This window comes from Haloprofundus halophilus, assembly GCF_003439925.1.
GTDB classification, from domain to species: Archaea; Halobacteriota; Halobacteria; order Halobacteriales; family Haloferacaceae; genus Haloprofundus; species Haloprofundus halophilus.
Window position 1 is genome coordinate 317362 of the sequence record NZ_QQRR01000002.1, and the last position, 24325, is coordinate 341686.

A 24325-nucleotide genomic window follows, 5' to 3' on the forward strand; every position below is an offset into this window, starting at 1 on the left:
CTCAACACCCGGTCGGACCGCACTCGAAGTCGATCTCGCCGTTGACGATGGCGTCCTTCGCGTCCTGGATGTTCTGGTCGAGCGAGTCGGGCATGTTGCCGTCGAACGCCTGGCCGGTCACCCAGTCGATCTGTCCGCCCTCCGTGGAGAGGTTCTGTTCTCCCTGGACGCTGTCCCATTCGTCGTTGACGACGGCCCCCGCGACCTCGTACGTCGCCTCGTTGAGCGCTTTGATGGCGGAACCGAGGATGACGTCCTGATAGCTGTCGAACGCGACCGACTGGTCGCTGTCGACGCCGATCGCGAACCGATTGTTGTCGTCCGCGGCCTGGAACGCCCCTTCGCCCGCGGCCGACGCCGCGTGCCAGACGATGTCGGCCCCGCTGTCGAACTGCGAGACGGCCTGGTCGTTCACGCCCGACGGGTCGCTGAAACTGCCGCCGTAGCCGGTGAGTACCTCGATGCTGTCGTCCACCCACTCGACGCCCTGTCTGTACGACACCTCGAACGCCTCGATGAGGGGAATCTCCTCACCGCCGACGAAGCCGACGGTGCTCTCGTCGGGGTTCGTCGAACTCCCCTCGTGTTCGATCTCTTCCTGCGTCAGCGTCCCGGCGCCGACACCGGCGAGAAACGACATCTCGTGGTTCATCTCGATCCACCCCGAGACGTTGGGTTCCTCGACGACGTTGTTGATGAGCATCCAGTTGACGTCGGGGTACTCGGGAGCGTTCTCCTGCAGCGGGTCCGTGTGCTGGTCGGCGACCAGCACGATGAGGTCGGGGCCGGCTTCGGCGGCGTCGGCCTGCCGCTCGGCGTACGCGCCTTGGTTCGTCTCCTCGACCTGATTGACGTCGATGTCCCACTCCTCGGCCGCGTCTTCGAGTCCCGAAAGCGCGTTGTCGTTGAACGCCTGGTCGTCGAAGCCCGCCGGACTCGAAATAATCGTCATCTGGTACTCGGCGCCGCCGCCTCCGCCGCCTCCGCCGCCTCCGCTCATACAACCGGCCAGCGACAGTCCGCCGACCGCCGCTGCTCCTGCCGCTCCCGACCGGAGAAACGACCGGCGGTCGACCGATGATATCTCGCTGTCCGAGTCTTTGCGGCTACACCCATCTTTCCTGTGAGGCATCATACAACTACCAACCGTAATTCGAGTATATGATTCTATGCACTACCAACAATGTTGCCGCATAGTTGACATCTATTCACCGAAACTGCCACCGAGAAGTAGGTCTGCCCTCTCCCGAATGCTCGACATAATCCACGGATTCCAACAAATTAGTTAAGACATTTTCGAATAGCAAACAACCTCGGGCCGCTCCGGCCATTATCAACGCGTTCGTCGTCTCATCGGTGAGAGTAGTGACACCCCCGATTGTCGGTCGCGCGACCGCTACGGTCGGTCACCCGTCGATTCGGCCGGGTACGGATCGAACTCTCCGCGTGCGGGCGCGGGAATGTACCCCTCTAGGTCGACATCGGCAAATTCGACACGTTCTCCGCGTTCGGCAGCGAGGTACGAGGCCATACAGAGTTCGACGACCTCCAGTCCGTCGTGGAGGTCCTCTCGAGCGTTCTCGCCCGCACGGAACGCGGAAACGACGTGACGGTTCTGGTCCAGATACCCGTACGTCGTCACCTCGTCGGGGATGACGGCCATCTCTCCTTGCGTCGCCTGCTGTTTCTCGACCACGTAGCCCGCGTCGTCCTCGTTATCGGACGAGACGAAGATACCGACGCCGGATTCGAGCGTGTTGATGTTCCCCGAGTACTCCGGGCCGAGCAGTTCGATGGTTATCCGGAGTCCGGAACCGACGAAACACCACGAGTTCGTGGACTCCGCGACGACGACTTCCCCGTCGTCGGTTTCGTAGAACACCGTCGCGTGTGCGTAATCCTCGGTCGGCTTCGACTGGAAATCGACGTCGAAATCCGCCGCAAGCCGGTCTGCGTACTCCTCACGCGCCCACTTCAGCGTCGAGAGGTCGCAGGTGACCGCGAGCGGCGTCAGGTCGTCACCCGTCGTCGATTCGAGCAGGTGTTTGTTGACCTTGTGGGAGTGACACATCATGTCGTTCAGAACGCCTCCGCCCTGTTTCTCCCCGTCCCAGAACCACGCCGAGTGCGGTCCCGCGTGCTCCTCGGCCGACCGCGCGAGGTAGGGACGACCCGCCGCCTTGGCGCTCTCCCACAGCAACGCTTTGACCCTCTCCACGCCGGGCATGTAGACTTGATTCTCGAGATACGCGTGGGCGACATCGATCGACTCGATCAGTTCGACGACTCGCCTGGCCTCCGTGAGATTGCGTGCGAGTGGCTTTTCGATGGCGATTCCGTCGAGGTTGGCACCGTCTTCGACCGCACTGACGATCTCTTCGACCGTTTCGAGACGGGTGAAGTTCGGACTGGTGATCCAGAGCGCGTCCACATCCGGATCTTCGGTGAGGTCGCCGACCGACTCGTGGACCGTCGCGTCGCCGCACTCGTACTCCTCGAGTTTCTCGGCGACGGCCTCGGCCTTGCTCCGGGTGGGGTTCATCACACCGGCCGCGTGGGCGTGGCGAATCCCGCGAAGCGTCTCGGAGTGAAACGTATCCGTGATGAATCCGGCACCGACGAACCCGATTCCTAGTGAATCGTTCGCTGACATGTACTCGATGAGCAATCGCCGTCGGCAATATAAATAGCTTGACACGCCGCTCGCCCTCTCTCCGTGCAGTGTCGTACTGTACTCGCCACGGCCGAGACGAACAGCGTCACCAGCGTCGTATTCCCGGGGCGACCGCGCAGCGCATCGCCGTCCCAAACGGAGCCTCGCGGTTGTCAGCGCCTACGAACTCGGCGTCGGCGCGTCCCGCGAGTCCGGTTCGTCGGGGACCTCCGCGACGCTTCCGGCGACGGCCTGCAGGAACGCCAGCGGGGCAGCGGCGGCCCACGCCTGCGGTTCGCACGCTTCGCCGTAGGAGACCGGCACTTCGGTCTCCTCGCGCTCGAAGCCCGCGAACAGTTCGGGCAGGCGGTCGTTGCCGCGCTTTTCCGCGGCGGCGACCAGCCCCTCCGCGACCCGTCGGGCGGCGTCGACGCGGCCGTAACGGGCCATCCCGAGGACGACCAGCGAATTGTCGTGCGGCCAGACGCTGCCGAGGTGGTAGCTCTGCGGGTTGTAGACGCCGTGGCTCGCCGCGAGCGTCCGGAGGCCCCAGCCGGTGAACATGTCGTCGGCGACGAGGCGGTCGACGAGCGCGTCCGCCCGCGCCTCGGGGACGATGCCGCTCCACAGGCAGTGACCCGCGTTCGTCGTCACCGACGCGACCCGCTCTTTCCCGCCGTCGAGCGCGACGGCGTAGCAGTTCTCCTCGGGGAGCCAGAACGCCTCGTCGAACGCCTCCTTGAGGGCGGCGGCCTCGCGCTCCAGTTCGGTCGCGCGCGCCTCGTCGCCGGCGTGGCGTGCGAGGTCGGCGGCGCGGCGCTTGGCGTCGTACGCGTAGCCCTGCACCTCGGCGACCGCGAGCGGTCCCTCGGGATGCTCGCCGTCGGGGTGCATGATGCCGTCACCGCTGTCCTTCCACGCCTGATGGGTGAGGCTGCCGTCGCCGCCGTCGGTCGGGTACTCGAGGAAGCCGTCGCCGTCGCGGTCGCCGTACTCGTCGAGCCAGCCGAGTGCGCGTTCGACGTGCGGGCGCATCTCTTCGGCGAAGGCGTCGTCGCCGGTGCGCCTCCACGTCTCGTGGACGAGCACGACGAACAGCGCCGTCGCGTCGACGGTGCCGTAGTACGGCGAGTGCGGCACCTCGCCGCGGGCGGCGAGTTCGCCGTAACGGACCTCGTGGAGAATCTTGCCCGGTTCGGCGTCGCGGAACTCGTCTTCCGCCTCGGCTTGGTGGGCGGCGAGGTAGCGACAGGTGCCCTTCGCCAACTCGGTCGAGAGGCCGAGCGACTGGTAGGCGGCGATGAGCGAGTCGCGGCCGAACGCGGTCGCGAACCACGGCATCCCCGCGGCGAGCATCGGTCCATACTCGGTGTCGAGACGGAGCTCCAACAGGTTCTCGCGGCTCTCTTCGAGCACCGACTCCCAGCCTGCGGGCGCGTCCTCCAGCGTCGTCGCTTCGGCCCACTCGCGTTCGCGCTCGCGGACCTCGTCGCGGGCCGCGTCGACGGCCGCCCGCACGTTCGAGGTCGGCCCGTCGGTCGTCACCGCCAGCGAGAGCTGCTGTGACTCCTGCGGGTCGAATTCCAGCGGCACCGACAGCGTCGCGTCGACCCGGTCGCCCGCGGTCTCGACGCCGACCTCGACGTCGCGATTCGCGATCACGGAGACCGACGCGTCGAATTCAACGTCGTCGGGGTCGTACGTGAACGTCACGCCGTTTTCGCGCGTCTCCACGTCGATATCTCGGTCGCGGAGCGCGTTGCCGTCGAAGCCGCGCACCTCGAACAGGTCGTCGAACCGGGTGCCGACGGCGAGTTCGAGCGTCTCCGTGTGGGGGTCGCGCGTGAGGTTCGTGACGGTCACCGACTCGTAGAGGCCGTCGGTGACGAACTGGCGGCGACTCAGTTGCAGCGCTCGCGCGCCGCGCTCCAGCGGCGTCGCGAGGTGGACGAGTCGCTCGGCGGGGCGGACGTCGACCAGTTCGAGCGGTTCGAGCGTTCTCCCGCTCGCCCCGAGTCGGTACCGGTCGAGACGCCTCGTGTCTCGGTGGTAGAACCCGTCGTGGCTACGCGTCGGCGCGCCGTCCTCGTCGGTCACGAGGAAGGTCGACCCGTTCGCCACGGTGCTGTCTGTCTTCATCTGTCGTGTGTTGCGGTCGGCCCCCAGTTATACGTCCCGGTTCACACTACTCCAGTAGTGAGAAATCCCGAATGTTTATTAATCGGTGTACATATGTCCTGAACATGGCAGACGATAGCACGCGGTTCGGCGGGATGACACGACGACGATTCGTGCACGCGGCCGGTGCGACCGGCGCTGCGGGGTTGCTCGCCGGCTGTTCGAACGACTCCGGAAACGGCGGCTCCGGGGGCTCCGGCGGGTCGAACGGTTCCGGCAGCGGCGGGTCCGGCGACGTGTCGGGCGACCTGACGCTCTCGGGGTGGGCCGCCGACGACACCGAGTCGGAGCTCGTCAAGGAGCTGCTCTCGGAGTTCGAGTCCGACAACGAGGGCGTCAGCGTCGAGTACAACGCGGTGCAGTCGGAGTACAAACAGAAGATGAAGACGCAGCTCGGCGCGGGCAACGCGCCGGACGTCTTCTACCTCGACGGGAGCTACTTCAGCTCCTTCGCCTCCGAGGACGTGCTGTTGGAGATGGACTCGCTCGGCGAGGCCGACGACTACAACCTCGACGACTTCATCGAACCGGTGCTCGACGCGTTCCGGTACGACGGGACGCTGTACGGCATCCCGAAGGACTTCTCGACGCTCGGGCTGTTCCACAACACCGCGATGTTCGAGGAGGCGGGCGCGGAGGTGCCCGAGACGTGGAGCGACCTGCGCTCGGCGCTCGAAACCATCGACAGCAATCTGGACGTCGACGCGCCGATGATCGAGTTCCCGAACGCCCGCATCTGGCACGCGATGATCTACCAGAACGGCGGCCAGATTCTCGAAGACGACGGCAGCGGCGTCGCACTCGCGTCCGACGCGGGCGTCGAGGCGCTGCAGTTCCTCACCGACCTCAAGAAAGACGGGCTGCTCGCGGTGCCGAGCGACATCGGCGCGGACTGGCACGGCGCGGCCATCGGCAACGAACAGGTCGCCGTCGCCGGTATCGGCGCGTGGGCGTTCCCGTACCTCGAAGAGGACGCGCCCGACGTCGACGAGAACGTCGACGTGGCGCACCTGCCGACGCCGCAGGGCGGCCAGAAGGCGACGACGGCGTTCCCCGTCTCCTACAGCGTCTCGACGGGAACCGACTCCCCCGAGGCGGCCAAGATGCTCGTCCGGGAACTGACCAGCGACGAGGGGATGGCTCGATGGGCCGAGAAGGGGCTCGCGCTGTCGGCGCGGAAGTCCCACGCCGATCTCGACTACTACGAGCAGAACCCGCGCAAGCAGAAGATGCTCGAAGCCGGCGAGTGGTCGCACCCGTTCGCCTACGGGCCGAACAGCGAGGCCATCGTCAACCGCCTCGACCCCGAACTGGAGGGGGCGATGCTCGGCGAGCAGTCCGCCCGTGAAGCGCTCGAAAACGCCCAGCAGAAGATCAACTCGGAAGTCTTCAACTGACGATGGCGCTCGAAGAAGGTGACGCCGGCGGCGACGACTCCTTCGGGAGCGCCGCCCGCGACTACCTCGGGCGAGGACGAACCGCCGCCGGGAGACGCGTGGGCGTCACCGAAGACCAGGACAACCTGATGGGGTGGCTGTTCGTCGCGCCCAACGTCCTCGTCTTCTCGATGTTCCTGCTCGGCCCGGTGCTGTTCGCGTTCTACGTCTCCTTTCAGGAGTGGAGCATCCTCCGCAACGCGGGCGAGTTCGTCGGACTGGAGAACTACCTGACCGTGCTTCAACCGCTGCCGGTGACCTCCGAGGGGCTCAACCTGCGCGTGTTCACGAACCCGACCGAGAACCTCTTCTGGTACTCGCTGAAGAACACCGTCGTCTACGCCGTCGGCACCGTCCCCCTGCAGATTCTGGGCGGCCTCGCCGTCGCGCTGATGCTCGACAAACGGGTGCGCGCGAAGAAAGCCTACCGCGCGGCCTACTTCATGCCGGTCATGCTGAGCGGCGCGGCCAGCGCCGTCATGTGGCGCTGGTTCCTCTCGGCGGACGGCGTCATCAACAACTTTCTTCGACCGATTGGCCTGGCGCACAACTGGGCGGGTGACCCGGCCACCGCGCTCGGCGGCGTGATGCTCATGGCCGTCTGGGGCGGCATCGGTTCGAACATGATCTTCTTCCTCGCGGGGTTGCAGAACATCCCCGAGGAACTGTACGAGGCCGCCCGCATCGACGGCGCGAGTCGCTGGCACCTGTTTCGGCACGTCACGTGGCCGAACCTCGGGAACACCAACTTCTTCGTCATCGTGATGGCGGTCATCAGCGCGTTCCAGGTGTTCGGCATCGCGCTCGTCTTCTCCGAAGGTGGGCCGTACTACGCGACGACGACGACGGTGCTTCTCATCTACCAGCGCGCCTTCGACGAGGGAGCGATGGGTGAGGGTGCGGCGATGGCGTTCATCCTCTTTCTCATCATCTTCGCCTTCTCGTACTACCAGTACAAACACCAGCAGTCCGGGGAGGTGGAGTACTGATGGCGCGCTCCAGCTACGAGTACCCCGGCTACGAGCGCTCGGGCGTCGGCTACTGGTCGAAGACGGCGCTGCTGTACGTCGTCGTCACCGCGGGCGCGCTGTGGATGACGCTCCCCTTCTGGTGGACCATCACCACGTCGCTGTCGGCGAACCCGCAGGCCTCGGAGGTGTCGTTCATCCCGGCGGCGGTGACGCTGCAGAACTTCGTCCAGCTGTGGGAGCGCCCCGACATCCTGCTCGTTCGCTGGTTCGTTAACACCGTCATCTTCGCGGGCGCGGTGACGCTGTTCAACCTCACGTTCGACAGCCTCGCGGGCTACGCACTGGCGAAGCTCGACTTCTGGGGTCGAGACAAGCTCTTCTTGGGCTTCATCTCGACGATGATGATTCCGGGCATGGTGACGCTCATCCCCGTCTACCTCATCCTCGTCGAACTCGACTGGACGAACACCTACCAGGGGCTCATCGCGCCGCTGATAGCGGGGCCGTTCGGCATCTTCCTCCTGCGGCAGCACTTCAAGAGCCTCCCGACGAGCCTCGGCGAGGCGGCGAAGATAGACGGCTGCAACGAGTTCCAGACGTTCTACAAGATCTACCTGCCGCTGGCGAAACCCGCGCTGGCGACGCTCGCCATCTTCACGTTCATGGGCGCGTGGAACAACTTCCAGTGGCCGCTCATCATCGCCAACGAGAACGAGATGTACACGCTGCCGGTGGCGCTGTTCGCCGTCAGAAACCAGTACTTCGCCGAGTGGGGGCTGATGATGGCCGCGGCGCTCATCATCGTCGCGCCCGTGCTCGTCGCGTTCCTCGCGGCGCAGAACTACTTCATCCGCGGGATGAGCCTCAGCGGCATGAAGGGGTAGGTTCGGCTCCGCGTACCGTTCCGTTCTGTTCTACTCGGCTGAACCACTTCGCCCACGAGAGAAGTCAGTGTGAATCCAGCGGACGCATCCATCACCGAGGATGAACCGGGCCGAAAAGACGCGAGCCTGTTCTTTAATCGACGAGTTCGAATTCTGCGTTTCCACAGTTACACGACCCGTCTGTTCCGACCGGACGGAAATTCCCGTTCGTCTTCTCCTGTGCGGGATAGATGTTCGCACAATCGGTGCATCGTGCGAACACAGTCGGGTCGTTTCCATTGTGTAGATGTTTCTCAGTCATGTGCTTCGAGGCCGACAGTACGCCGGTATCTCCTGCTCCTCAGAGGCTCATAGCCGGTAAATAGCTTTCTAACCGATTTCCGATAGGTTTGCGAGCGCCGTTAGTGGTCGGTCGTGGCTTCCGACGAGTACAGTCGTGGGTTCTCTCCTTGAGTTCGGCAACTAGGTGTTGATTTACTCGCTTCTCCGACGAAGTCAGTCGTCAAGCGCGCCGATGGAATCGAGGTAGTCGCGAACCGCTTGGACAAACAGTCGATAGCGCTCCAGATCTTGGAGCGCGTTGTAGACGACATCGTGATCGATGATTCGTCCATATGTATGCGACAACACGTTGCGGAATCGAGCCCCCTGTGCCATCTCCTCGGCCAGCGTTGGTGAAAGCACTCCAATCTCACCGAGCGCTCGCATCGACTCTGGATTGCTAGCTGGTGGGTGCCCACGTTCGTGCTTGACGAGTTCTTCACCGATGTCAATCGAGGCTTCAGTCATCTTTACGAACCGGCGCTCGACGATATCACGAGTATCCGAATCAGACTTGTATTCGTCGCGACTGAGACGCTGCTTCCGGGCGAGTACACCGAGGCTCTCCTCAATGGTTTCGACAGCAGTCAGAATCCTGTTGAGACGGTCCGCTGGAAAGCTATCAGTCGTCATCCGTCATTCTCCGACTCGCCGGATACAGGCGCCCTAGCATCACCGCTATCGAGATGGGCGTCAATTCTGGCCAGCGCTGCGTCGAGCCGTTCGCGAGGTGACTGCGTCTCGGTATCAGCCGCCGTTATCTGCTGACGAAGCTCGGCGGCGCGTTCTTGCTCGCCGAGGAGGAGTACACCATTTTCGAAGACCGCCTCCGCGAGTGCTGGTGAGGCTGCATGAAGATCGACGAGATCCACGTCATCGGTCCCGAGTGTATCACTCAGATCGGCACTCAATCCAAGGAAAGTATCGTTGTAGTTCGAATCTGACGGGCGTTCAGCGTCGAATTCGACCGCGAGATCGATATCGCTTGCTGAGTGCGTCGTCTCGGTCGCGTGTGAGCCGAAGAGAATCGCAAGCCGGACCGGATGCTCCCGAAGAACGCCGAGGAGGGCGTCGAGATCAACGGACGCATTGACAGCGGTCGACTCGACGGTTCTCATTGTCCGAAATCAGGGTTTCCGGCCATATAAAAACGCAGGTGCCCCTCGGACACTGTTCCTTGTAGATGTCTCACCTGTGATATTAACTCGGAGATGTCCCGACGGGCGTGCTGCATACAGAGCGCGTACTCCGCCCCAAATAGTTATCTCGGCCGTTTGCTAAAGAGTAACATGGGACTAAATGGCACGAACACTGTCGACACGGACTCAGCGATCGGTGATATCGCGTATCTCGCACGGTCAGCGCACCGCATCCCGACGCTCGTCGCGCTGACGGAGCGTCCCCGGAGTCGCTCCGAACTCTGTGAGCAAACCGGCGTGTCGCCGTCGACGATTCGGCGAACGTTGCGCCAGTTCGAGTACCGTTCCTGGGTCCGAAAGGAGGGGTACCGGTACGTGGCGACGCGGCTCGGAGAGGCTATCGCGGCCGGGATGGAGGACCTGACGAGCCTCGTCGAAACCGAACGGAAGTTGCGCGACGTCTGGCACTGGCTTCCGGACGAGGTGACCGAGTTCCCGACCGAGACCTGGGCCGAACTGACCGTTACGCTCCCGGAACCCGACTCGCCGTACCGTCCCGTGAGACGGTTCGAGTCGCTCCTCCGGCAGACAAACGAGGTCCGGTATCTCCGACCCGAGGTCGCGCTGATGGAGCCCTGCTTCGACTCGCTGTTCTCTCTCATCGACGCCGGAGTCGAGATCACGTTGATCGACCGACCGAGTTGCCACGCGTACTTCGTCGCGACGTATCCGCAGCGCAGCTCGGAGATGCAGAGGCGGGACAACTTCACCGTCCTCGAACACGACGAACTCCCCGAGTGCGGAGTCGGCCTCCTCGACGATCGAGTCACGATCAGCTGTTACGAACGGGACAGCGGGTCGGTCCGGGCGTTGGTCGAGGCCGACGCGCCGGTCATCCGCGAGTGGGCGGAGCTGACGTACGCCTCGTTCGAGGCCGACGCGCGGCCGGTCGAACCCGAAGCCTACGTGCAGTGAGGCTCCAACCGTGTCGCTTTCGACATCGTCCGGCGCTCGGCGTCTTCGCCTCCGCGTTGCCGGACGAGCCAGGCGGGCCATCGGTTTCTCGACGAGTTCGGTAAGCGGCTGTTGACGCGCGGTCAGTAGCTGAAACGATGTCAGGACCTGCCGAGACGGCACGAAATAGCTACAACGTCTCTGAGGTCGTTCTTCCGGCTGTCGGAGGCGACACGAAACTATGACTGACGACCAGCAAATCGTGCACGGCGTAGACCTGAACAAACTCGAAGGGTTCGCCGAATACGCGGCCGAGAACCCCGACGCGGTGCAGCTCGGGCTCGGCGCGCGTTCGACCTACGAGGGAACGTGCGCGCACAGTTTGGCGAAGGTGGACAGCTACACGCTCGGCGGCGAGACGATTTCGCGCGAGACCCGAGAGTACACCATTCCCTACGGGGCGTGGAAGGAAGTGATGGACGCGGGCGGGTGGGTCGGCGGAACCGACCGACTGGAACCCATCGAAGCCGCGCTGTCGGCGCTCGCGTCGTGTATCAACGTGGGCATCAGCGTCAACGCCGTCGCCAACGGCGTCGACATCGAGAAACTGCAGACGCGCGTCCGGACCGACTTCGACCCGAGCGTCCTCTTCGGCCTCGCCGACCTCGACGAAGCCGACGGCGTCTTCGATAACCTCACCGCCGAGGTGGAGATCGAAGCAGAGGGCATCTACGAGGAGACGATAGACGAGTGGACGCGGCGCGCGCCGGTGTTCGCGTTCGTCTCGCTCGCCCAGGACGTCGACATCGCCGTCGAGACGACCACGGCGATGCACGCCGACGACTGAGCGCACGAACGACGACGCCGCCCGTCTCCCGACGACGGCGGGACGAAGGGAGGGAGTTTCGGCGGCGTCGCCGCGGACCGCTCGTCGACTCGACGCGAGCGACGAAGCGGATACGTCCCGCGAGCGACGGAACGGATACGTCCCACGAGCGTACTGTCTCGGGCTCCCGACAGCGACGATTTGCCGGACGGGTGCCACTAGAGAGCGTATGACAACCCACGATTCCCTCGAGAGAGAAGACCAAGAGGTGGCCGGCGAGATCGCCCACGACGCAGACGCGCTCCTGTCGACGATTCCGCACTACTACCGCGGCGAGGTCAGCCAGACGAACAACGCCCAGAACCGCATCGACCAGACGACCAACTGGGTCGTCACGATCATCGCCGCGCTTCTCTCGGTCGTGTTGGCCGACCCGAGCATATCTCCGAACCTACTACTGGTCGGTGTCGTGGTTTTGGGGATTTTCCTCAGCTACGAGGCGCGGCGCTACCGCTTCTACGACCTGTACCGGAGCCGAGTGCGCTTCGTCCAGCAGAACGTCTTCGCGAACGCACTCGACCCCAAAGGCGTCGAACACTCGCAGTGGCGCGAGGAACTGGGTGACGACCTTCGGTATCCGAAGTTCAAAGTGACGCTGCTCGAAGCGCTCTCGCGGCGGATTCGTCGGATTTACGGCCTCCTGTTCGTCATCGTCGGCCTCACCTGGGTCGTCAAAATCACCATCCTCACGCCCGAGACGGCGTGGTCTGACGCCGCATCGCTGTCGGGAGTTCCGGGCGAGGCTGTCGCGGGCGTGCTTTCGGTCGTCTACCTCTGTATCGCGGTCGTCGCCTTCTGGCCGAGCAGCCGCGAAGCGACGGGGGAGATACACGGCGAAGAGCCGGGGAAGTGGAAGCGAGAGTGAGATGTTCATCGACGTGCGCTCCGTATCCAACGCGGACGAGTGTGAGCGGTGAGGTCGTGACACTCGGTCGTCGATATGTATTTCACGCACATTGGATAATGAGACCGCATGCCAGAAATGAAGGTTCGAGAGGAGAATCGACCCTCGGTCGGTAAGTACGTCGTCTTCGCGACGGTCGGGGTGCTTCTGGTCACGTGGCTTACGACGGCGGTTCTGGAAGGTGGAGCCACTCCTACCGGCGAGCTTTTGATGCTGTTTCTCGCCGGCGTCGCGAATCTTACTATCGTCTTTCTGCTGGTCAACTCCCTCGTCGAACAGTGGTTCGCGGCCGCGGAAATCGTCGACGAGTGAGATGTCCGACGAGCTCTGCGGTGAACGGACGCTCTCCACCCCCGTCAGTCTCTTCTCGACGACCCGTTGGTACGTTCGTCTAAAGTAGTCAACTCACCATAATGACTATCTGGTGTTACGTTAGAACCCTAAGAGATGGCTGTCCTGAATGCCCTCCGGAAAGTGCCTGGTGCGTTGGCCCGGAGTCCGATTCTCGTCGCGGTAATCGGACTGTTCGGTCTCCTCCAGGCACCGCAGTTGCTCGCACAGTACGTCAGTCCGATACTCTCGCTCGTCGTTTCGGGCCTGCTGTTCGTCGTGTACGTCTTCGGCACCCCGTTCGTCCAAGGCGGGATGATCGGCATGGCCGACGAAGCGCTCAGAACGAAGACGAAACTCGAGACGTTCGTCCAGGCCGGCAAGCGGAACTACGTCTCGCTGCTCGCCGCGTACCTCCTGGTTACGGGAGTCGTCCTGGTGCTGATGTTCGTCGTCTTCGCCGGCGTCTTCGCCGGCGTCTTCTCCGCTGCGAGCGGCAGCCAGACCGGACTGTTCGTCGGTCTCGGCGTCGGTCTCCTCGTCGGCCTCGTCTACCTCGTGTTCGCGTTCTTCATCCAGTTCTACAGTCACGAAATCGTCTTGAACGACGCAAGCGCCGTCTCGGGTCTCAAAGGGAGCGTCGGCCTCGTGCGCCGGAACCTCCTGAGCACCGTCGGTTACTTCGTGGTCACGATGGTCGGCGTGTTCGCGGTCGCCGGCGTTATCGGCGTCGCGCAGTTCCTCTTGCTGCCCCAGTCGGGCGCGGGAGCTGCGGCGGCCGCCCCCGCACAGCTCCCGCTGACGAGCGCGCTCGCACAGATCGTGCTCACAACCGTCGTCACGGCGGTCGTCGGCAGCGTGGGCGCGCTGTACTCGGTCGCGTTCTACGAGGAGATTCGAGAGCGAAAAACCGGCGTCGACTCGACCCCGAATCTCTGAACCGTCGGCTCTCGGCAGAACGGAGCGATTTCGAGCTACTACGCACGAACTCAAGGAGTGTGTGGTGACGTTGTAGCGGGCTGTCGGTACGATTCGGCACTACTCCTACGACTCTGGTATCCGAGGATGGTTTTCGCAGTTCGGTGATGGGGACCAGAGGAACGAAAGGCGCTCGATGGCGAAGCGTCGACGAGCACCTCAGTAATCGACTCAACACCTTCCTCGCTCTAAAGGGCGATGCTCTCTCCACACTTCTGCAGCTTACTGTTGGGGCCACATCTTAACAGTGCTCGTCGACCCACTCACAGAACGACTGAAAGTCCTCAGCACCGCACTGCTTGGCGATGCTTCCGAGCGTCCCCCGGGGGATCTCACCGTGAATCGGAACTGTCGGTCGTCGTACCTCGCCGGTGTCTGGGTTGACGTACTCCAGTGTGAGGTGACTCCCGGTCCGTGACTTCGGTTCGTAGCTAAACTTCATCAACACTTTGGCGACCTCCCGTCCCGTGAACGTCGTCCGGCCCACGCTAGGCGTCCCACGGCGGACGGCCTTCGCTCCCGACCTCGTCCTCGTCGAGGCCGAACTCCGTGGCCAGCGTCTCCGTTTCTACGGACTCGCCTTCTCCGTAGTAGGCGTCGAGGGCGTCTGCGAGCATTCGTAGCGCCTCTGCGCGGGTCTCTCCGAAGGATGCGACGCCCGTCTCGATATCCCTCGCGGTGACCTGTCCGTCGTTCTCGTGGACGAACTCAACCCCCCCGTCGTCGTTTTTTCGAGTCGTACTGGCCATCCCTACCGAAACCAGGTCCACTGCTCCAATAAGCGTTCGGACGGTCCCCTTTGGGATTTCGAGCCGACCGTCGCGAACATCGTCAATTGATTTTCTCCACCACGAACCGCTGGCCTTCGATATCCTCGACGAGCGCACCCCAGCCGCCGACGCTGACCACCTCGTCGCCGGTGTCGAGTTCGAGCGTCGCCGCCTCGACGAAACTCGACAGCAGCGGCCCGGCGTCGCCCTCGCTGGCGACGTAGTTCACGTCGACGACGCGACCGGTGAGTTCCCGTTTCTCGCGTCCGGTCCGGTTCTGTCCGATGACGGTGAGCGTCACCTCGCGGCCCGCCTCGACGTCCTCGTAGACGTCGCGGATGCACTCGCGGATGTTCGTGTACGTCGCCGGCAGCGACCCGTCGCGCGCGGAGTACAGCGTCTCCCACGTCTCCCAGAACGCCGTCTGGAAGTGGGCGTCGAAGATGCGCGACAGCGAGTAGTCGTTGACGAGCACGCCGTACTCGTGGTTGGGGTGCAGCGGCGCTTCGGGCGCGAAGCAGACGTGCGTTCGGTCGGCGAGGACGAGAAACGGCGTCGGCAGCGTCCGGAGTCGGACCTCGGTGGCGACGCCCGCGAAGTCGAACACGCGGTCGTCGACGGTGGCGTCGGCGGACTGTTCGGGCGTCAGGACGAGTTTGACGACGACGCCGCGGTCGACCGCCGCCGCGAGCGCGTCGCGGAAGCGGTCGTACTGCGGGGGCGTCACCGCCAACTGGAGTTCGTTCTCGGCAGCTTCGATGGCCTCGTGCGCGCGGTCGAAGATGGACGAGAGGGGTTTGAGCACGCTCACGCGATGGTTCTCGACGGTCGGGCGCTCCCACCTGTCGCGTATCTCGGCGGCGGCGCTCGTCACCGTCTCCGCGTACGCCTGCAGGTCGTCGACGACCGCGGCGGGGTCGTGCGCGCGGGCGTGGAGGCTCCCCTGTTGGTACGTCTCGATGTAGCCGTCGCTCTCTAAGTTGCGAAGCACGTCGTAGATGCGCGCCTGCGGCACGCCGGAGGCGTCGGCTATCTCGGTCGCGGGGGCGCTGCCGAGTTCGACCGTCGCGATGTAGGCTTCGGCTTCGTACTGCGTGAGTCCGGTCCGCTCCAGCGTCGAGCGGAGTTGGTCGGTGTCCATGCTCGGATACCGAATAGAGGGAGGGCGGACGGTTTCGGTGTTGCGGTGTGAAAACGGAATTCACGCGGCGTCGTCCGACTCGGGCTCGCGGACCCACATCATCGGAATCGGCGACGTTCTGACCAGCTTCGCGCTGACGCCGCCCATCACGTAGCGGTTGAACTCCGTCACGCCCTGCGTCCCGAGGACGGCGAGGTCGACGTCGTTCTCGTCGATGTAGGTGCGAATCTGTCTGGCCGGAGAGCCGTACTCGACTTCGGTCTCGATCGTCTCGACGGACGCCGTCTCGGCGGTCTCGACCGCGTCCGCGACGATCGAGTTCGCCCTCTCGGTCAGTTCATCCTCCTTCAGGATGGAACGGGCGTCGAGGCCGAGACTCCCCGTGTCGACGACGTGCAGCAGGTGAAGCGCCGCGCCGGTCGCGTTCGCCACCGCGACTCCCTCGGCCAGCGCGAGTTGCGCGCCACGGCTCCCGTCTACCGGGACGAGGAGGGTCTCACACGGGTAAGTGCGTGGGCGGTCTCCGTCGGGGTTGACCGACACGACGGGCGCTTCGGCGGTGTTGATGACGCGTTCGGTGACGCTCCCGAGGAGGAACTGCTTCAGTCGGCGACGGCCGTGCGTCGGCATCACGACGAGGTCGACGTTGAACTGTTTCGCGTACTCGACGATTGCCGTCGACGGAGCGCCCCGACGGACCTCCGAGACGACGGCGACACCGCTGTCTGTCGCACGCTGTGCCGCCTCGTCGACGATCTCTTCCCCTTCTCGCTCCAACTCGGGGACGGCCTCCTGTCTCTGCGTGAGGCTATCCCGACCGGTGTCTGCGACGTTGAGGACGTGTATCGTCGCCTCGTGTGCGCTCGCGATTTCGAGCGCGTAGTCGAACACCGATTCTGCGGGCTCGCTCCCGTCCGTCGGGTACAAGATGCGGTCGTACATGGTGTCTACAGTCTGCGGGGTCGGTGAAATCACCTACCCTCGGTCGTGATATCCAGCGTACCTTCTTCCGCTGTCTGGGCTTCACGCCACCAGACCAACTCGAACTCGATGCTCTGTTTGGCCTCGGTGTCGCCCTCGGACCAATCCGACTCGCCTTCGAGTTTGAACGTCACCGGATTCACCGGATTCAGTCGCACGTGCTGACCGCCGAGTTCGAGCGTGACGTCCCCGTCACCGTCTAACTGGTCGGCTAACTCGCGGAGGTACGACGCGACCTCGGACCGCGTTTTCTCGGATTCGGTTTCGAGCTCTCCCATACTGTCTGGTAGACCACACGACCGCATAAGCGAGAGGCAGGTTGTCGAACGTCGAGAACCATCCGCGGGTTCTACAAGACGGCGCAGGCCGAGTCCTCGGGGCTCGCCTCCGAGGCAGTTCACGAAGCTACAGCTGAGCTCAAATCGTCTCCGAACGCTGCCGGAACGCTACAGCTTCACGCCGTCCGGCAGCGACTCGGTCTGTCGCGAACGGTTGAACAGCGTCTCGCCGGAACCGGCGTCGAAGGCGTGGATGCGGTCGCGGGGGAACTGCAGACGCACGCGGTCGCCGATGTCGATGTCGTAGTCGCCCGACACCGACGCGGTCACCTCGTCGCCGCCGACGTCGAGGTGCAGGAGGTGTTCGCGGCCCATCGGTTCGACGACTTCGACGGTCGCCTCGACGGTGTCGGGACCGGACTCCCCCGCGAGTTCGACGTCTTCGGGGCGGATACCGAGCGTCACCCGCCCTCGGCTCCCGAGAACGCTCGTCTGCTCGTCGGTGAACTGGTAGGTGACGCCGTCGGTCAGCCCCCGACCGGCGGTCGGGTCGTACTCCATCTCGACGAAGTTCATCGAGGGCGACCCGATGAAGCCCGCGACGAAGCGGTTCGCGGGCTCGTGGTAGCACTCCAGCGGCGTGCCGAGCTGCTGGAGCTGCCCGTCGTCGAGGACGGCGATACGGTCGCCCATCGTCATCGCCTCCGTCTGGTCGTGCGTCACGTAGACGGTGGCGACGCCCAGCTTGTCGTGTAACTGCTGGAGTTCGGTGCGCATCTCGGTGCGGAGTTTGGCGTCGAGGTTCGACAGCGGCTCGTCCATCAGAAACACCGTGGGCTCGCGGACGATGGCGCGACCGAGCGCGACGCGCTGTTTCTGTCCACCCGAGAGCGCCTTCGGACGACGGTCCAGGAGCTCCGAGATGGAGAGCATCTCCGCGGCCTCCTCGACGCGCGTCTGAATCTCGCTGTCGGCGAGTTCGGTCGTCATCTCCAGGCCGAACGCCATGTTTTCGCGCACGGTCTTGTGCGGGTAGAGCGCGTAGTTCTGGAACACCATCGCGATGTCGCGGTCCTTCGGTTTCTCGTCGTTGACGACCTCGCCGGTGATGCGTATCTCGCCGTCGGAGATGGTCTCCAGCCCCGCGAGCAGTCGCAGCGTCGTCGACTTGCCGCAGCCCGACGGACCGACGAGGACGAGGAACTCACCCTCCTCGACTGTCAGAGAGAGGTCCTCGACGGCGACGACTTCGTCCTCACCGGAGTCGAACACTTTGTAGACGTCGTCGTACTCGGCGCTTGCCATGGTCTATCACGAACAATCCGTCCCGGGCGTATATGTGTTACTACTGGAGTAGTGTCACACGAATGGGCGAGTTGCGGTCGACTCAAACGCCGGCCAACCACGGCAGAAACGCCGCGGCGAGGTAGCCGTACCACTGAATCGCCCACGAGATACCGAGCCAGAGCAGCCCCCACGGCGAGGAGAAGCCGACTGGGCGGACGGGCCACTCCGCGCCGGGGTTCGTCTGCTCGCGCGGGTAGACGTAGTCGGCCAGAAAATGTAGACCCATCCCGAGCGCGAGGAAGTGAATCGTCGTCGCCAGCGCGGGAAGCACAGACAGAAGGTCGAGGCGGAGCGCCGCCTGATACAGCAGCGTCGGGAACAGAAACGTGTGCACGAGCCACGAGCGATGCGTCTCCTCGCGGAGCGCGTCCAGTTCGGGCAGCAACACCCCGACGACCAGCGGCAGCGCGACGGCAGGGTGGTGGCCGACGGCGACGGCGAGAAACGCCACCGGGACGACGCTCACGAGGTGGAGTTCTCGGCTGGTCACACGAGTTCACCCCGGTACGCGAGGACGATTCGTTCGGCCCCCTCGCCCGTCGTCTCCTCGAAGGCGACGACCTCCAACAGCGCCAGCCACCCCGGTAACAGCAACACGACGGCGATGCCGAGCGAGACGCAGAGCCCCAACAGGAGCGCGGCGAAACAGGACTGCAGGACGCTGAACGAGGGCGTCTCCAGCAGGTGGTACGCCGCGTCGCGGAGTGCGGTGGTCGTAGACAGCTCCGTGCGAGGTTCTTCGGGCGCGCGAGCCACCAGCGAGGCGGCCCGAAAGAGGACGACGACGACGATGACGACGGCGTACAAGCCAGCGAGCGCGCCGAGGAGGAACGCGGGCTGGCGGACGGTGAGCGCGATAGTCGAGTAGGCGTAGGTCGTCGCGACGACGGCGATTGCGAGCAGACTGAGCGGGAGGCCACGTCGGAGATTCCGCCGAAACGACTCACGGAAGGCGGCGAGTCGCGCCCGTTCGCTCACCCTCCGTCCGGCGGCCTCGCCCTCGACGACATCGGTCATCGTCTCGACGAGCGCGAGAAGCGCCGCTCCGAGCGTGACGAGCGGGAGCGACGCGAGCGACGCGGCGACACTCAGCGCGACGACGGTTACGAGATCGGAGTACGTCGCCCGGCCGAACGCCGAGACGGCGGCTATCGGGTCGAGGCGTTGGGTCTCGTCGGTCGTCGCGCGCATCGCTCGTGTTGCCGCACGCCGGACGCAAAAGCACACCGGTAGCACACTACCGGAGTAGTGTCGTTTCGGCGACTGGATTATCCCACTCGCCGTCGAACGATACTCCGAGGGGTTCCATTGCACCATCTCGAATACATCTACACCGTCGGTATGGACCGAGCGGAGGTCGAAGCGACGCTCGAACAGCGGACCGACGGCGTGCTGTCGCTCGCGCGAGACAGCGAGGCGTACGCGATTCCGGTCGCGTACTACTTCGACGGCGACGCGCTGTACTTCCGTCTCGGCAGACACGACGAGAGCGACAAACTGGCGTTCGCGGACGAGACGGCCGAGGCGTGTTTCGTGCTGTACGACGCCCCGTCGCCGGACGAGTCGTGGAGCGTCATCGTCCGCGGGCCGTTCACCAGACTCTCGCGGGACGACCGACCCGACGACGCCGAAATCAACGAGGCGTACACCTCGCTGCGCGTCTTCGGCGAGACGGTCGAGGATATCGACCCGGTGTTCTACCGGCTGGACATCGAATCGGTCACCGGCCGTCGAACGTCGTAGGTCGAGTTTGGGAGGTCGCGCGGTAACTCACAGGAGAGCGTCGACACAGAACCGGGCTCCGCTCGAAGGAATTGTTCAATCAGAATTTGAGACGCACCTCATTACGTATCCAACAATTCTACCGGAGGGATTTTGGTGAAGGAGTCGAATGTAGGGACTATGAGTTCCGATATTTTCGGCACAGTAATCGTCCCAATCGCCGGTCCAGACGACGCAGCGAACACCGCCCGAATCGTCTACCACTATGCTCGTGAGGATTCACAGGTCATCGTCGTTCACGTCATCGAGAAGGGCGAAGGGGTACCCGACAAGGCATCCGTCGAACAGCGTCAAGCGTTCGCCGAAAAGGCGTATCAATCCTTTTTGGATGTGTTTCCCGACGACGGACCGACGCTTGAGTTCCGCACCTTATACGGGCGAAACGTCGGAGAAACGATTCGGGACGCCGCCGAAGAGGAAAACGCGACCTCGATTGCGTTCGTCCCGCGAGTTGGAAGCCGTTGGATCAAATTCCTCAGCGGAGATGTCACGACTGAGCTCTTCAAACGGAGTAAAATACCAGTGATTGCACTCCCGAAGGAACAGAAGAGGATAGTTTTCACCCACGATGCGTGACGAGACAGTACCCGAGTTACCCATCAGGACCAACTATGAAATGTGAGCGATGTGGGGACGATACGAGTGTGCAGGGATACGATGTAGATGGATTCACAGGATTTCTCTGTGAGAACTGTGTGGAAGAGTGGGACAGAATCCAAGAACAAAAATGACTCCACGATGGAAACAATGAACAGTCTCCTCGAAGCGCAACCGAACCGAAACGCCCACCCGTTCGTCGTTCGACCACCATAGATATTCGATGGCCCGCACACCGAGCGTCTATGTCGATTACAGAGTAAGCGTGGCCCTCGTCGGGACAGTTCTCAAATACATCGGCATTACGCCGCTGTTCCCGCTCGTCCTGGCGTTCTATTACGGTGAAAACCCGGTCCCATTCGTCGCCACTAGCGTGCTCATGGTTGGCGGTGGATTCCTCTTAGAGCGAGTCAACAACGATGGCGAACTCAGACAGCGAGAGGTGTTCCTCTTAGTAAGTCTTGCGTGGCTGGTCGTGCCGTTAGTGGGAACGGTTCCGTATCTCGTCGCCGGAACAGGCACTGTTGCCAGTCCAGTCAACGCTCTGTTCGAGAGCATGAGTGGATTCACGACGACCGGTGCGACTGTTCTCGGGGAGATCTCGGTTGAGCGCCATGGGTACGCGATGCTGATGTGGCGCCAGCTCACCCAATGGCTCGGTGGTATGGGCATTCTCGTGTTGATGGTCGCCATCCTGCCAGAGCTCTCGGTTGGTGGTGCCCAGATCATGAAGCAGGAAGCACCGGGAATATCGCTGGAGAAGATGACGCCGCGCCTTCAGCAGACTGCGCGTGGGCTATGGGGAATCTACGCCGGGTTCACCGTTCTCGCGATTGTCGTCTATTACGGGTTGCATCTGAGCGGATTAGCGCCGAACATGACCCTCTACAATGCGGTTGCGCACGCACTCACGACACTGCCTACCGGTGGATTCTCTCCGGAGGCACGGAGCGTGGAGGCGTTCACGCCTGCGGTCCAGTGGGCGGTAATGCCGTTCATGGTTGTCGCAGGGACGAACTTCGCTCTGTTCTGGTACGTCTTTCGGGGAGAGCCTCGCCGGTTAACCAACAATACAGAGTTCCGTGCGTATCTACTTGCCATCCTCGCTTTCGGGACAGTAATCTCGACAGTGCTCTTTCTCGGCGTTGGAATCGCCGAACCGCCGGCGAACCTCGACATCATTCCCGGAAATCTCGAAAATTCGCTCCGGCAGGGACTCTTTCAGGTGATCGCTATCGTGACGACGACTGGGTACGCGAGTATGGATTTCAACACCTGGGATGCCTCTGCACAGACGATACTGTTGTTTGCGTATTTTCTGGGCGGCTCTGCGGGGTCGGCAGCCGGTTCGATCAAGATTGTCCGGTGGGTTCTCGTCAAAAAGGCTATCTTCCGAACACTGTTCACGTCGGTCCATCCCGAGGCCGTTAAACCGCTACGACTCGACCGGAAAGTCGTCGACGAGCAGACTATTCGAGATGTACTCGTGTTCATACTGCTCTTTTTGGCGATATTCACCCTCTCGACGGTGCTTCTGTACCTCGATACTCTCCGAACGGCTGGCGTATCGTTGTCTGGTCTCGAGGCGATGAGCGTCGCCATTGCCACGCTGGGGAACATTGGTCCGGGCTTCGGTGTTGTTGGTCCGATGAACAGTTTCCTGCCGTTCTCGGATGCCGCAAAACTCTACATGGTCTTTCTGATGTGGATTGGTCGTTTGGAGGTGCTCTCGGTGCTGGTCATCCTCACACCGACGTTTTGGCGGCAGTGACGACCCTTAGTAGATGCACCGTTCTCAGAACATCCTTCCTTGTATACTCCCCCGTATCTCGCACGCTATTCCTATCCCGCTCCGGTGGGTTTCGACAGAGCCAGTGACGCCGTGCGACCGGGAGCCACCACCGGCAAGAACCCCCCACTCGCGTGGCTCTTTGAGGCCGATTTGCCAAGGGGTGGTATGGACGCCAGTGACCTCGACAGTTTCACCTCACGCCGGTCGACCGTGTACGGTCGTCGCGGCGTGGTCTCCACGAGCCAACCGCTCGCCGCGCAGGCGGGAATCACCACCCTCCAGGAGGGCGGCAACGCCTTCGACGCGGCCGTCGCCACCGCGGCGGCGCTGAACGTCGTCGAACCCACGTCGACGGGCCTCGGCGGCGACGTGTTCGCGCTCTACCGCACCGCCGACGGCGAGGTCGGCGCGATGCGCTCCTGCGGCGGTGCGCCCTCGGGAACGAGCATCGAGAAAGTGCGGGAGGCTATCGAAGACGCCGACGAGGAGACGCGCTCGTCGTGGTATCCGGCCTCTCGCGGCTACGCCGTCGACTCCGCGGAGGAGGCGGGGATGCCCTTCCTCGGTCCGCACGCCGTGACGGTTCCCGGAACCGCCCGCGGGTGGGAGACCACGGTGGAGGAACTCGGTCGGATGACGCTCGCCGAGGTGCTCCAACCGGCCATCGAGTACGCGAACAACGGCTACCCGGTCACCGAAGTCGTCTCCGCGCAGTGGCAGCACGGCGAGGAACTGTTCAAATCCGAGCACGCCCGCGACGCCTACCTCTTCGACGGCGAAGCGCCCGAGACGGGCGATATGGTGTCGCTGCCGAAACTCGGTGCGACGATGGAGCGCATCGCCGAAGAGGGTGCGGACATCGTCTACGAGGGCGACATCGCCGAAGCCATCGCGAGCGAAATCCAGGAACTCGGCGGCTTCATGACCGTCGACGACCTCGCCGACTTCGAACCGGAGTTCGTCGACCCGGTGTCGACGACGTACAACGGCGCCGAAATCTACGAACTGCCGCCGAACAATCAGGGACTCATCGCGCTCGAAGCGCTCAACATCGCAGAAGAACTCGGCGCGGCCGACCACCCCCTCGATTCGGCCGAGCGCGTCCACTACTTCGCGGAGGCGATGAAACTCGCGTTCCACGACGGCCACCGCTACATCACCGACCCCGAGTACGAGGAGATTCCGCCGCTGGCGTCGAAGGAGTGGGCGAGAAAGCGCGCCGAGGGAGTCGGCGAGACGGCCGACCACGACGTGAGCTTCGGGGTTCCGGACGCGCAGGCCGAAGACGCCGACACCGTGCTGCTCTGCGTCGCCGACGACGAGGGCAACGTCGTCTCCTACATCAACTCCCGATTCGCCGGCTTCGGCTCGGGCGTCGTTGCGGGCGATACGGGCATCGCGCTGCAGAACCGCGGCGCGTCGTTCTCGCTGGACCCCGACCACCCGAACCGCCTCGAAGCGGGTAAGCGACCGTTCCACACCCTCGTGCCCGCCGTCGCCAAACTCGGCGAGGACGACTGGGCGGCGTTCGGCGTGATGGGCGGGTACATGCAGCCGCAGGGCCACGCGCAGGTCATCTCGAACGTCGTCGACTACGATCTCTCGATTCAAGCCGCGTTGGACCGCCCGCGCTGGCGCTACCGCGAGGACGGACAGCTCGCGGTCGAGGAGTTCTCGGACTCCGGCGTGCCGACGGCGCTCACCCGGATGGGCCACGAGGTGCAGATTCTCGCGCCGCTGATGTTCGGCGGCGCGCAGTTCGTCCGCAACGAAGACGGCGTCCTCTCGGCGGCGACGGAACCCCGAAAAGACGGCAACGCGTTGGGGTACTGAGGCTCGCACTCGGCACTTCACAGTACCGATAACTCAGCCGCGCTGATTGCTATTTCTCACCCGGTGCAACCACCGTCGCGCGACGTTGCATCGCTCGTCGGAAACCGAGAACATATTTTCTTCCAGAGCCTGAATGAGGAGTCGTGACCTCTCTCCGCCCTCTTTACCCC

At 63.6% G+C, this 24325-nt stretch carries 25 protein-coding genes; 12 read left to right on the forward strand and 13 right to left on the reverse strand.

From position 1 onward, the window contains the following. Window position 1 precedes the first annotated feature (1 nt). From DV709_RS11135 to DV709_RS11145, 3 genes are all read right to left on the reverse strand, one after another. A complete protein-coding gene (locus DV709_RS11135) occupies window positions 2-1000 on the reverse strand; it encodes a BMP family lipoprotein (protein WP_232819734.1) in 999 nt (332 codons plus the stop codon). 396 nt (window positions 1001-1396) lie between these two features. Then, window positions 1397-2653 (reverse strand): Gfo/Idh/MocA family protein, encoded by a 1257-nt coding sequence (locus DV709_RS11140; RefSeq protein ID WP_117594510.1) that lies wholly within the window; start codon window positions 2651-2653, stop codon window positions 1397-1399. Between the two features lie 180 nt (window positions 2654-2833). Continuing rightward, window positions 2834-4792 carry an amylo-alpha-1,6-glucosidase gene (locus DV709_RS11145; protein WP_117594511.1) on the reverse strand — a complete coding sequence of 653 codons (1959 nt, stop codon included), beginning with the start codon at window positions 4790-4792 and terminating at the stop codon, window positions 2834-2836. A 104-nt stretch (window positions 4793-4896) separates the two neighbouring features. On the opposite strand from DV709_RS11145, the gene DV709_RS11150 reads away from it, so the two are divergent. Genes DV709_RS11150 through DV709_RS11160 form a run of 3 tightly spaced genes read left to right on the forward strand, consistent with a single transcriptional unit; the run spans window position 4897 to window position 8122 of the window. Continuing rightward, the gene (locus DV709_RS11150; protein ID WP_117594512.1) at window positions 4897-6228 is read left to right on the forward strand and encodes an ABC transporter substrate-binding protein; all 1332 of its coding nucleotides are present in this window, start codon (window positions 4897-4899) and stop codon (window positions 6226-6228) included. Window positions 6229-6230: 2 nt separating this feature from the next. Further along, a complete protein-coding gene (locus DV709_RS11155; protein WP_117594513.1) occupies window positions 6231-7256 on the forward strand; it encodes a carbohydrate ABC transporter permease in 1026 nt (341 codons plus the stop codon). Further along, window positions 7256-8122, forward strand: a complete 867-nt coding sequence (locus DV709_RS11160; RefSeq protein ID WP_117594514.1) for a carbohydrate ABC transporter permease — start codon at window positions 7256-7258, stop codon at window positions 8120-8122. The genes DV709_RS11155 and DV709_RS11160 overlap by 1 nt, the downstream gene beginning before the upstream one ends. Before the next feature lie 495 nt (window positions 8123-8617). On the opposite strand, the gene hepT is transcribed toward DV709_RS11160, so the two are convergent. Together hepT and mntA are read right to left on the reverse strand one after the other, a co-directional pair. Then, window positions 8618-9076, reverse strand: coding sequence for a type VII toxin-antitoxin system HepT family RNase toxin (gene hepT / locus DV709_RS11165; RefSeq protein WP_117594515.1), 459 nt, complete (start codon window positions 9074-9076; stop codon window positions 8618-8620). Then, on the reverse strand, window positions 9073-9561 hold the full coding sequence (mntA, locus tag DV709_RS11170; RefSeq protein WP_117594516.1) for a type VII toxin-antitoxin system MntA family adenylyltransferase antitoxin: 489 nt from the start codon (window positions 9559-9561) through the stop codon (window positions 9073-9075). The genes hepT and mntA overlap by 4 nt, the downstream gene beginning before the upstream one ends. A 171-nt stretch (window positions 9562-9732) precedes the next feature. Between mntA and DV709_RS11175 the strand changes: the two genes are divergently transcribed. The 5 genes from DV709_RS11175 to DV709_RS11195 all read left to right on the forward strand — a co-directional run bounded on the left by DV709_RS11175 (window position 9733) and on the right by DV709_RS11195 (window position 13595). Continuing rightward, entirely contained in the window at window positions 9733-10557 is an 825-nt protein-coding gene (locus DV709_RS11175) for a helix-turn-helix transcriptional regulator (RefSeq protein WP_117594517.1), read from the forward strand. Between the two features lie 220 nt (window positions 10558-10777). Next, window positions 10778-11383, forward strand: coding sequence for an OsmC family protein (locus DV709_RS11180; RefSeq protein ID WP_117594518.1), 606 nt, complete (start codon window positions 10778-10780; stop codon window positions 11381-11383). A gap of 208 nt (window positions 11384-11591) precedes the next feature. Then, window positions 11592-12287 carry a DUF2270 domain-containing protein gene (locus DV709_RS11185; protein WP_117594519.1) on the forward strand — a complete coding sequence of 232 codons (696 nt, stop codon included), beginning with the start codon at window positions 11592-11594 and terminating at the stop codon, window positions 12285-12287. A 108-nt stretch (window positions 12288-12395) separates the two neighbouring features. Beyond that, on the forward strand, window positions 12396-12638 hold the full coding sequence (locus DV709_RS11190; RefSeq protein WP_137047124.1) for a hypothetical protein: 243 nt from the start codon (window positions 12396-12398) through the stop codon (window positions 12636-12638). 135 nt (window positions 12639-12773) lie between these two features. Then, window positions 12774-13595, forward strand: coding sequence for a DUF7847 domain-containing protein (locus tag DV709_RS11195; RefSeq protein WP_117594521.1), 822 nt, complete (start codon window positions 12774-12776; stop codon window positions 13593-13595). Window positions 13596-13875: 280 nt separating this feature from the next. On the opposite strand, the gene DV709_RS11200 is transcribed toward DV709_RS11195, so the two are convergent. The 8 genes from DV709_RS11200 to DV709_RS11235 all read right to left on the reverse strand — a co-directional run bounded on the left by DV709_RS11200 (window position 13876) and on the right by DV709_RS11235 (window position 19342). Beyond that, complete coding sequence (locus DV709_RS11200; RefSeq protein ID WP_117594522.1) at window positions 13876-14121, reverse strand: type II toxin-antitoxin system HicA family toxin; 246 nt, start codon at window positions 14119-14121, stop codon at window positions 13876-13878. Between the two features lies 1 nt (window position 14122). Continuing rightward, the gene (locus DV709_RS11205; protein WP_117594523.1) at window positions 14123-14383 is read right to left on the reverse strand and encodes a type II toxin-antitoxin system HicB family antitoxin; all 261 of its coding nucleotides are present in this window, start codon (window positions 14381-14383) and stop codon (window positions 14123-14125) included. Between the two features lie 82 nt (window positions 14384-14465). After that, window positions 14466-15545, reverse strand: a complete 1080-nt coding sequence (locus tag DV709_RS11210) for a TrmB family transcriptional regulator (RefSeq protein ID WP_117594524.1) — start codon at window positions 15543-15545, stop codon at window positions 14466-14468. A gap of 60 nt (window positions 15546-15605) precedes the next feature. Further along, window positions 15606-16487, reverse strand: a complete 882-nt coding sequence (locus DV709_RS11215; RefSeq protein WP_117594525.1) for a universal stress protein — start codon at window positions 16485-16487, stop codon at window positions 15606-15608. 29 nt (window positions 16488-16516) lie between these two features. Next, window positions 16517-16804 carry an amphi-Trp domain-containing protein gene (locus tag DV709_RS11220; protein WP_117594526.1) on the reverse strand — a complete coding sequence of 96 codons (288 nt, stop codon included), beginning with the start codon at window positions 16802-16804 and terminating at the stop codon, window positions 16517-16519. A 168-nt stretch (window positions 16805-16972) separates the two neighbouring features. Continuing rightward, the gene (locus DV709_RS11225; protein WP_117594527.1) at window positions 16973-18109 is read right to left on the reverse strand and encodes an ABC transporter ATP-binding protein; all 1137 of its coding nucleotides are present in this window, start codon (window positions 18107-18109) and stop codon (window positions 16973-16975) included. 82 nt (window positions 18110-18191) lie between these two features. Further along, complete coding sequence (locus tag DV709_RS11230; RefSeq protein ID WP_117594528.1) at window positions 18192-18641, reverse strand: hypothetical protein; 450 nt, start codon at window positions 18639-18641, stop codon at window positions 18192-18194. After that, the gene (locus DV709_RS11235; protein WP_117594529.1) at window positions 18638-19342 is read right to left on the reverse strand and encodes a hypothetical protein; all 705 of its coding nucleotides are present in this window, start codon (window positions 19340-19342) and stop codon (window positions 18638-18640) included. The genes DV709_RS11230 and DV709_RS11235 overlap by 4 nt, the downstream gene beginning before the upstream one ends. Window positions 19343-19459: 117 nt before the next feature. On the opposite strand from DV709_RS11235, the gene DV709_RS11240 reads away from it, so the two are divergent. From DV709_RS11240 to DV709_RS11255, 4 genes are all read left to right on the forward strand, one after another. Next, window positions 19460-19894 carry a pyridoxamine 5'-phosphate oxidase family protein gene (locus DV709_RS11240; RefSeq protein ID WP_117594530.1) on the forward strand — a complete coding sequence of 145 codons (435 nt, stop codon included), beginning with the start codon at window positions 19460-19462 and terminating at the stop codon, window positions 19892-19894. A 159-nt stretch (window positions 19895-20053) separates the two neighbouring features. Then, window positions 20054-20509, forward strand: a complete 456-nt coding sequence (locus DV709_RS11245; protein WP_117594531.1) for a universal stress protein — start codon at window positions 20054-20056, stop codon at window positions 20507-20509. A gap of 244 nt (window positions 20510-20753) precedes the next feature. Continuing rightward, the gene (locus DV709_RS11250) at window positions 20754-22301 is read left to right on the forward strand and encodes a TrkH family potassium uptake protein (RefSeq protein WP_117594532.1); all 1548 of its coding nucleotides are present in this window, start codon (window positions 20754-20756) and stop codon (window positions 22299-22301) included. 186 nt (window positions 22302-22487) lie between these two features. Then, on the forward strand, window positions 22488-24155 hold the full coding sequence (locus DV709_RS11255) for a gamma-glutamyltransferase family protein (protein WP_117594533.1): 1668 nt from the start codon (window positions 22488-22490) through the stop codon (window positions 24153-24155). Window positions 24156-24325: the final 170 nt, after the last annotated feature.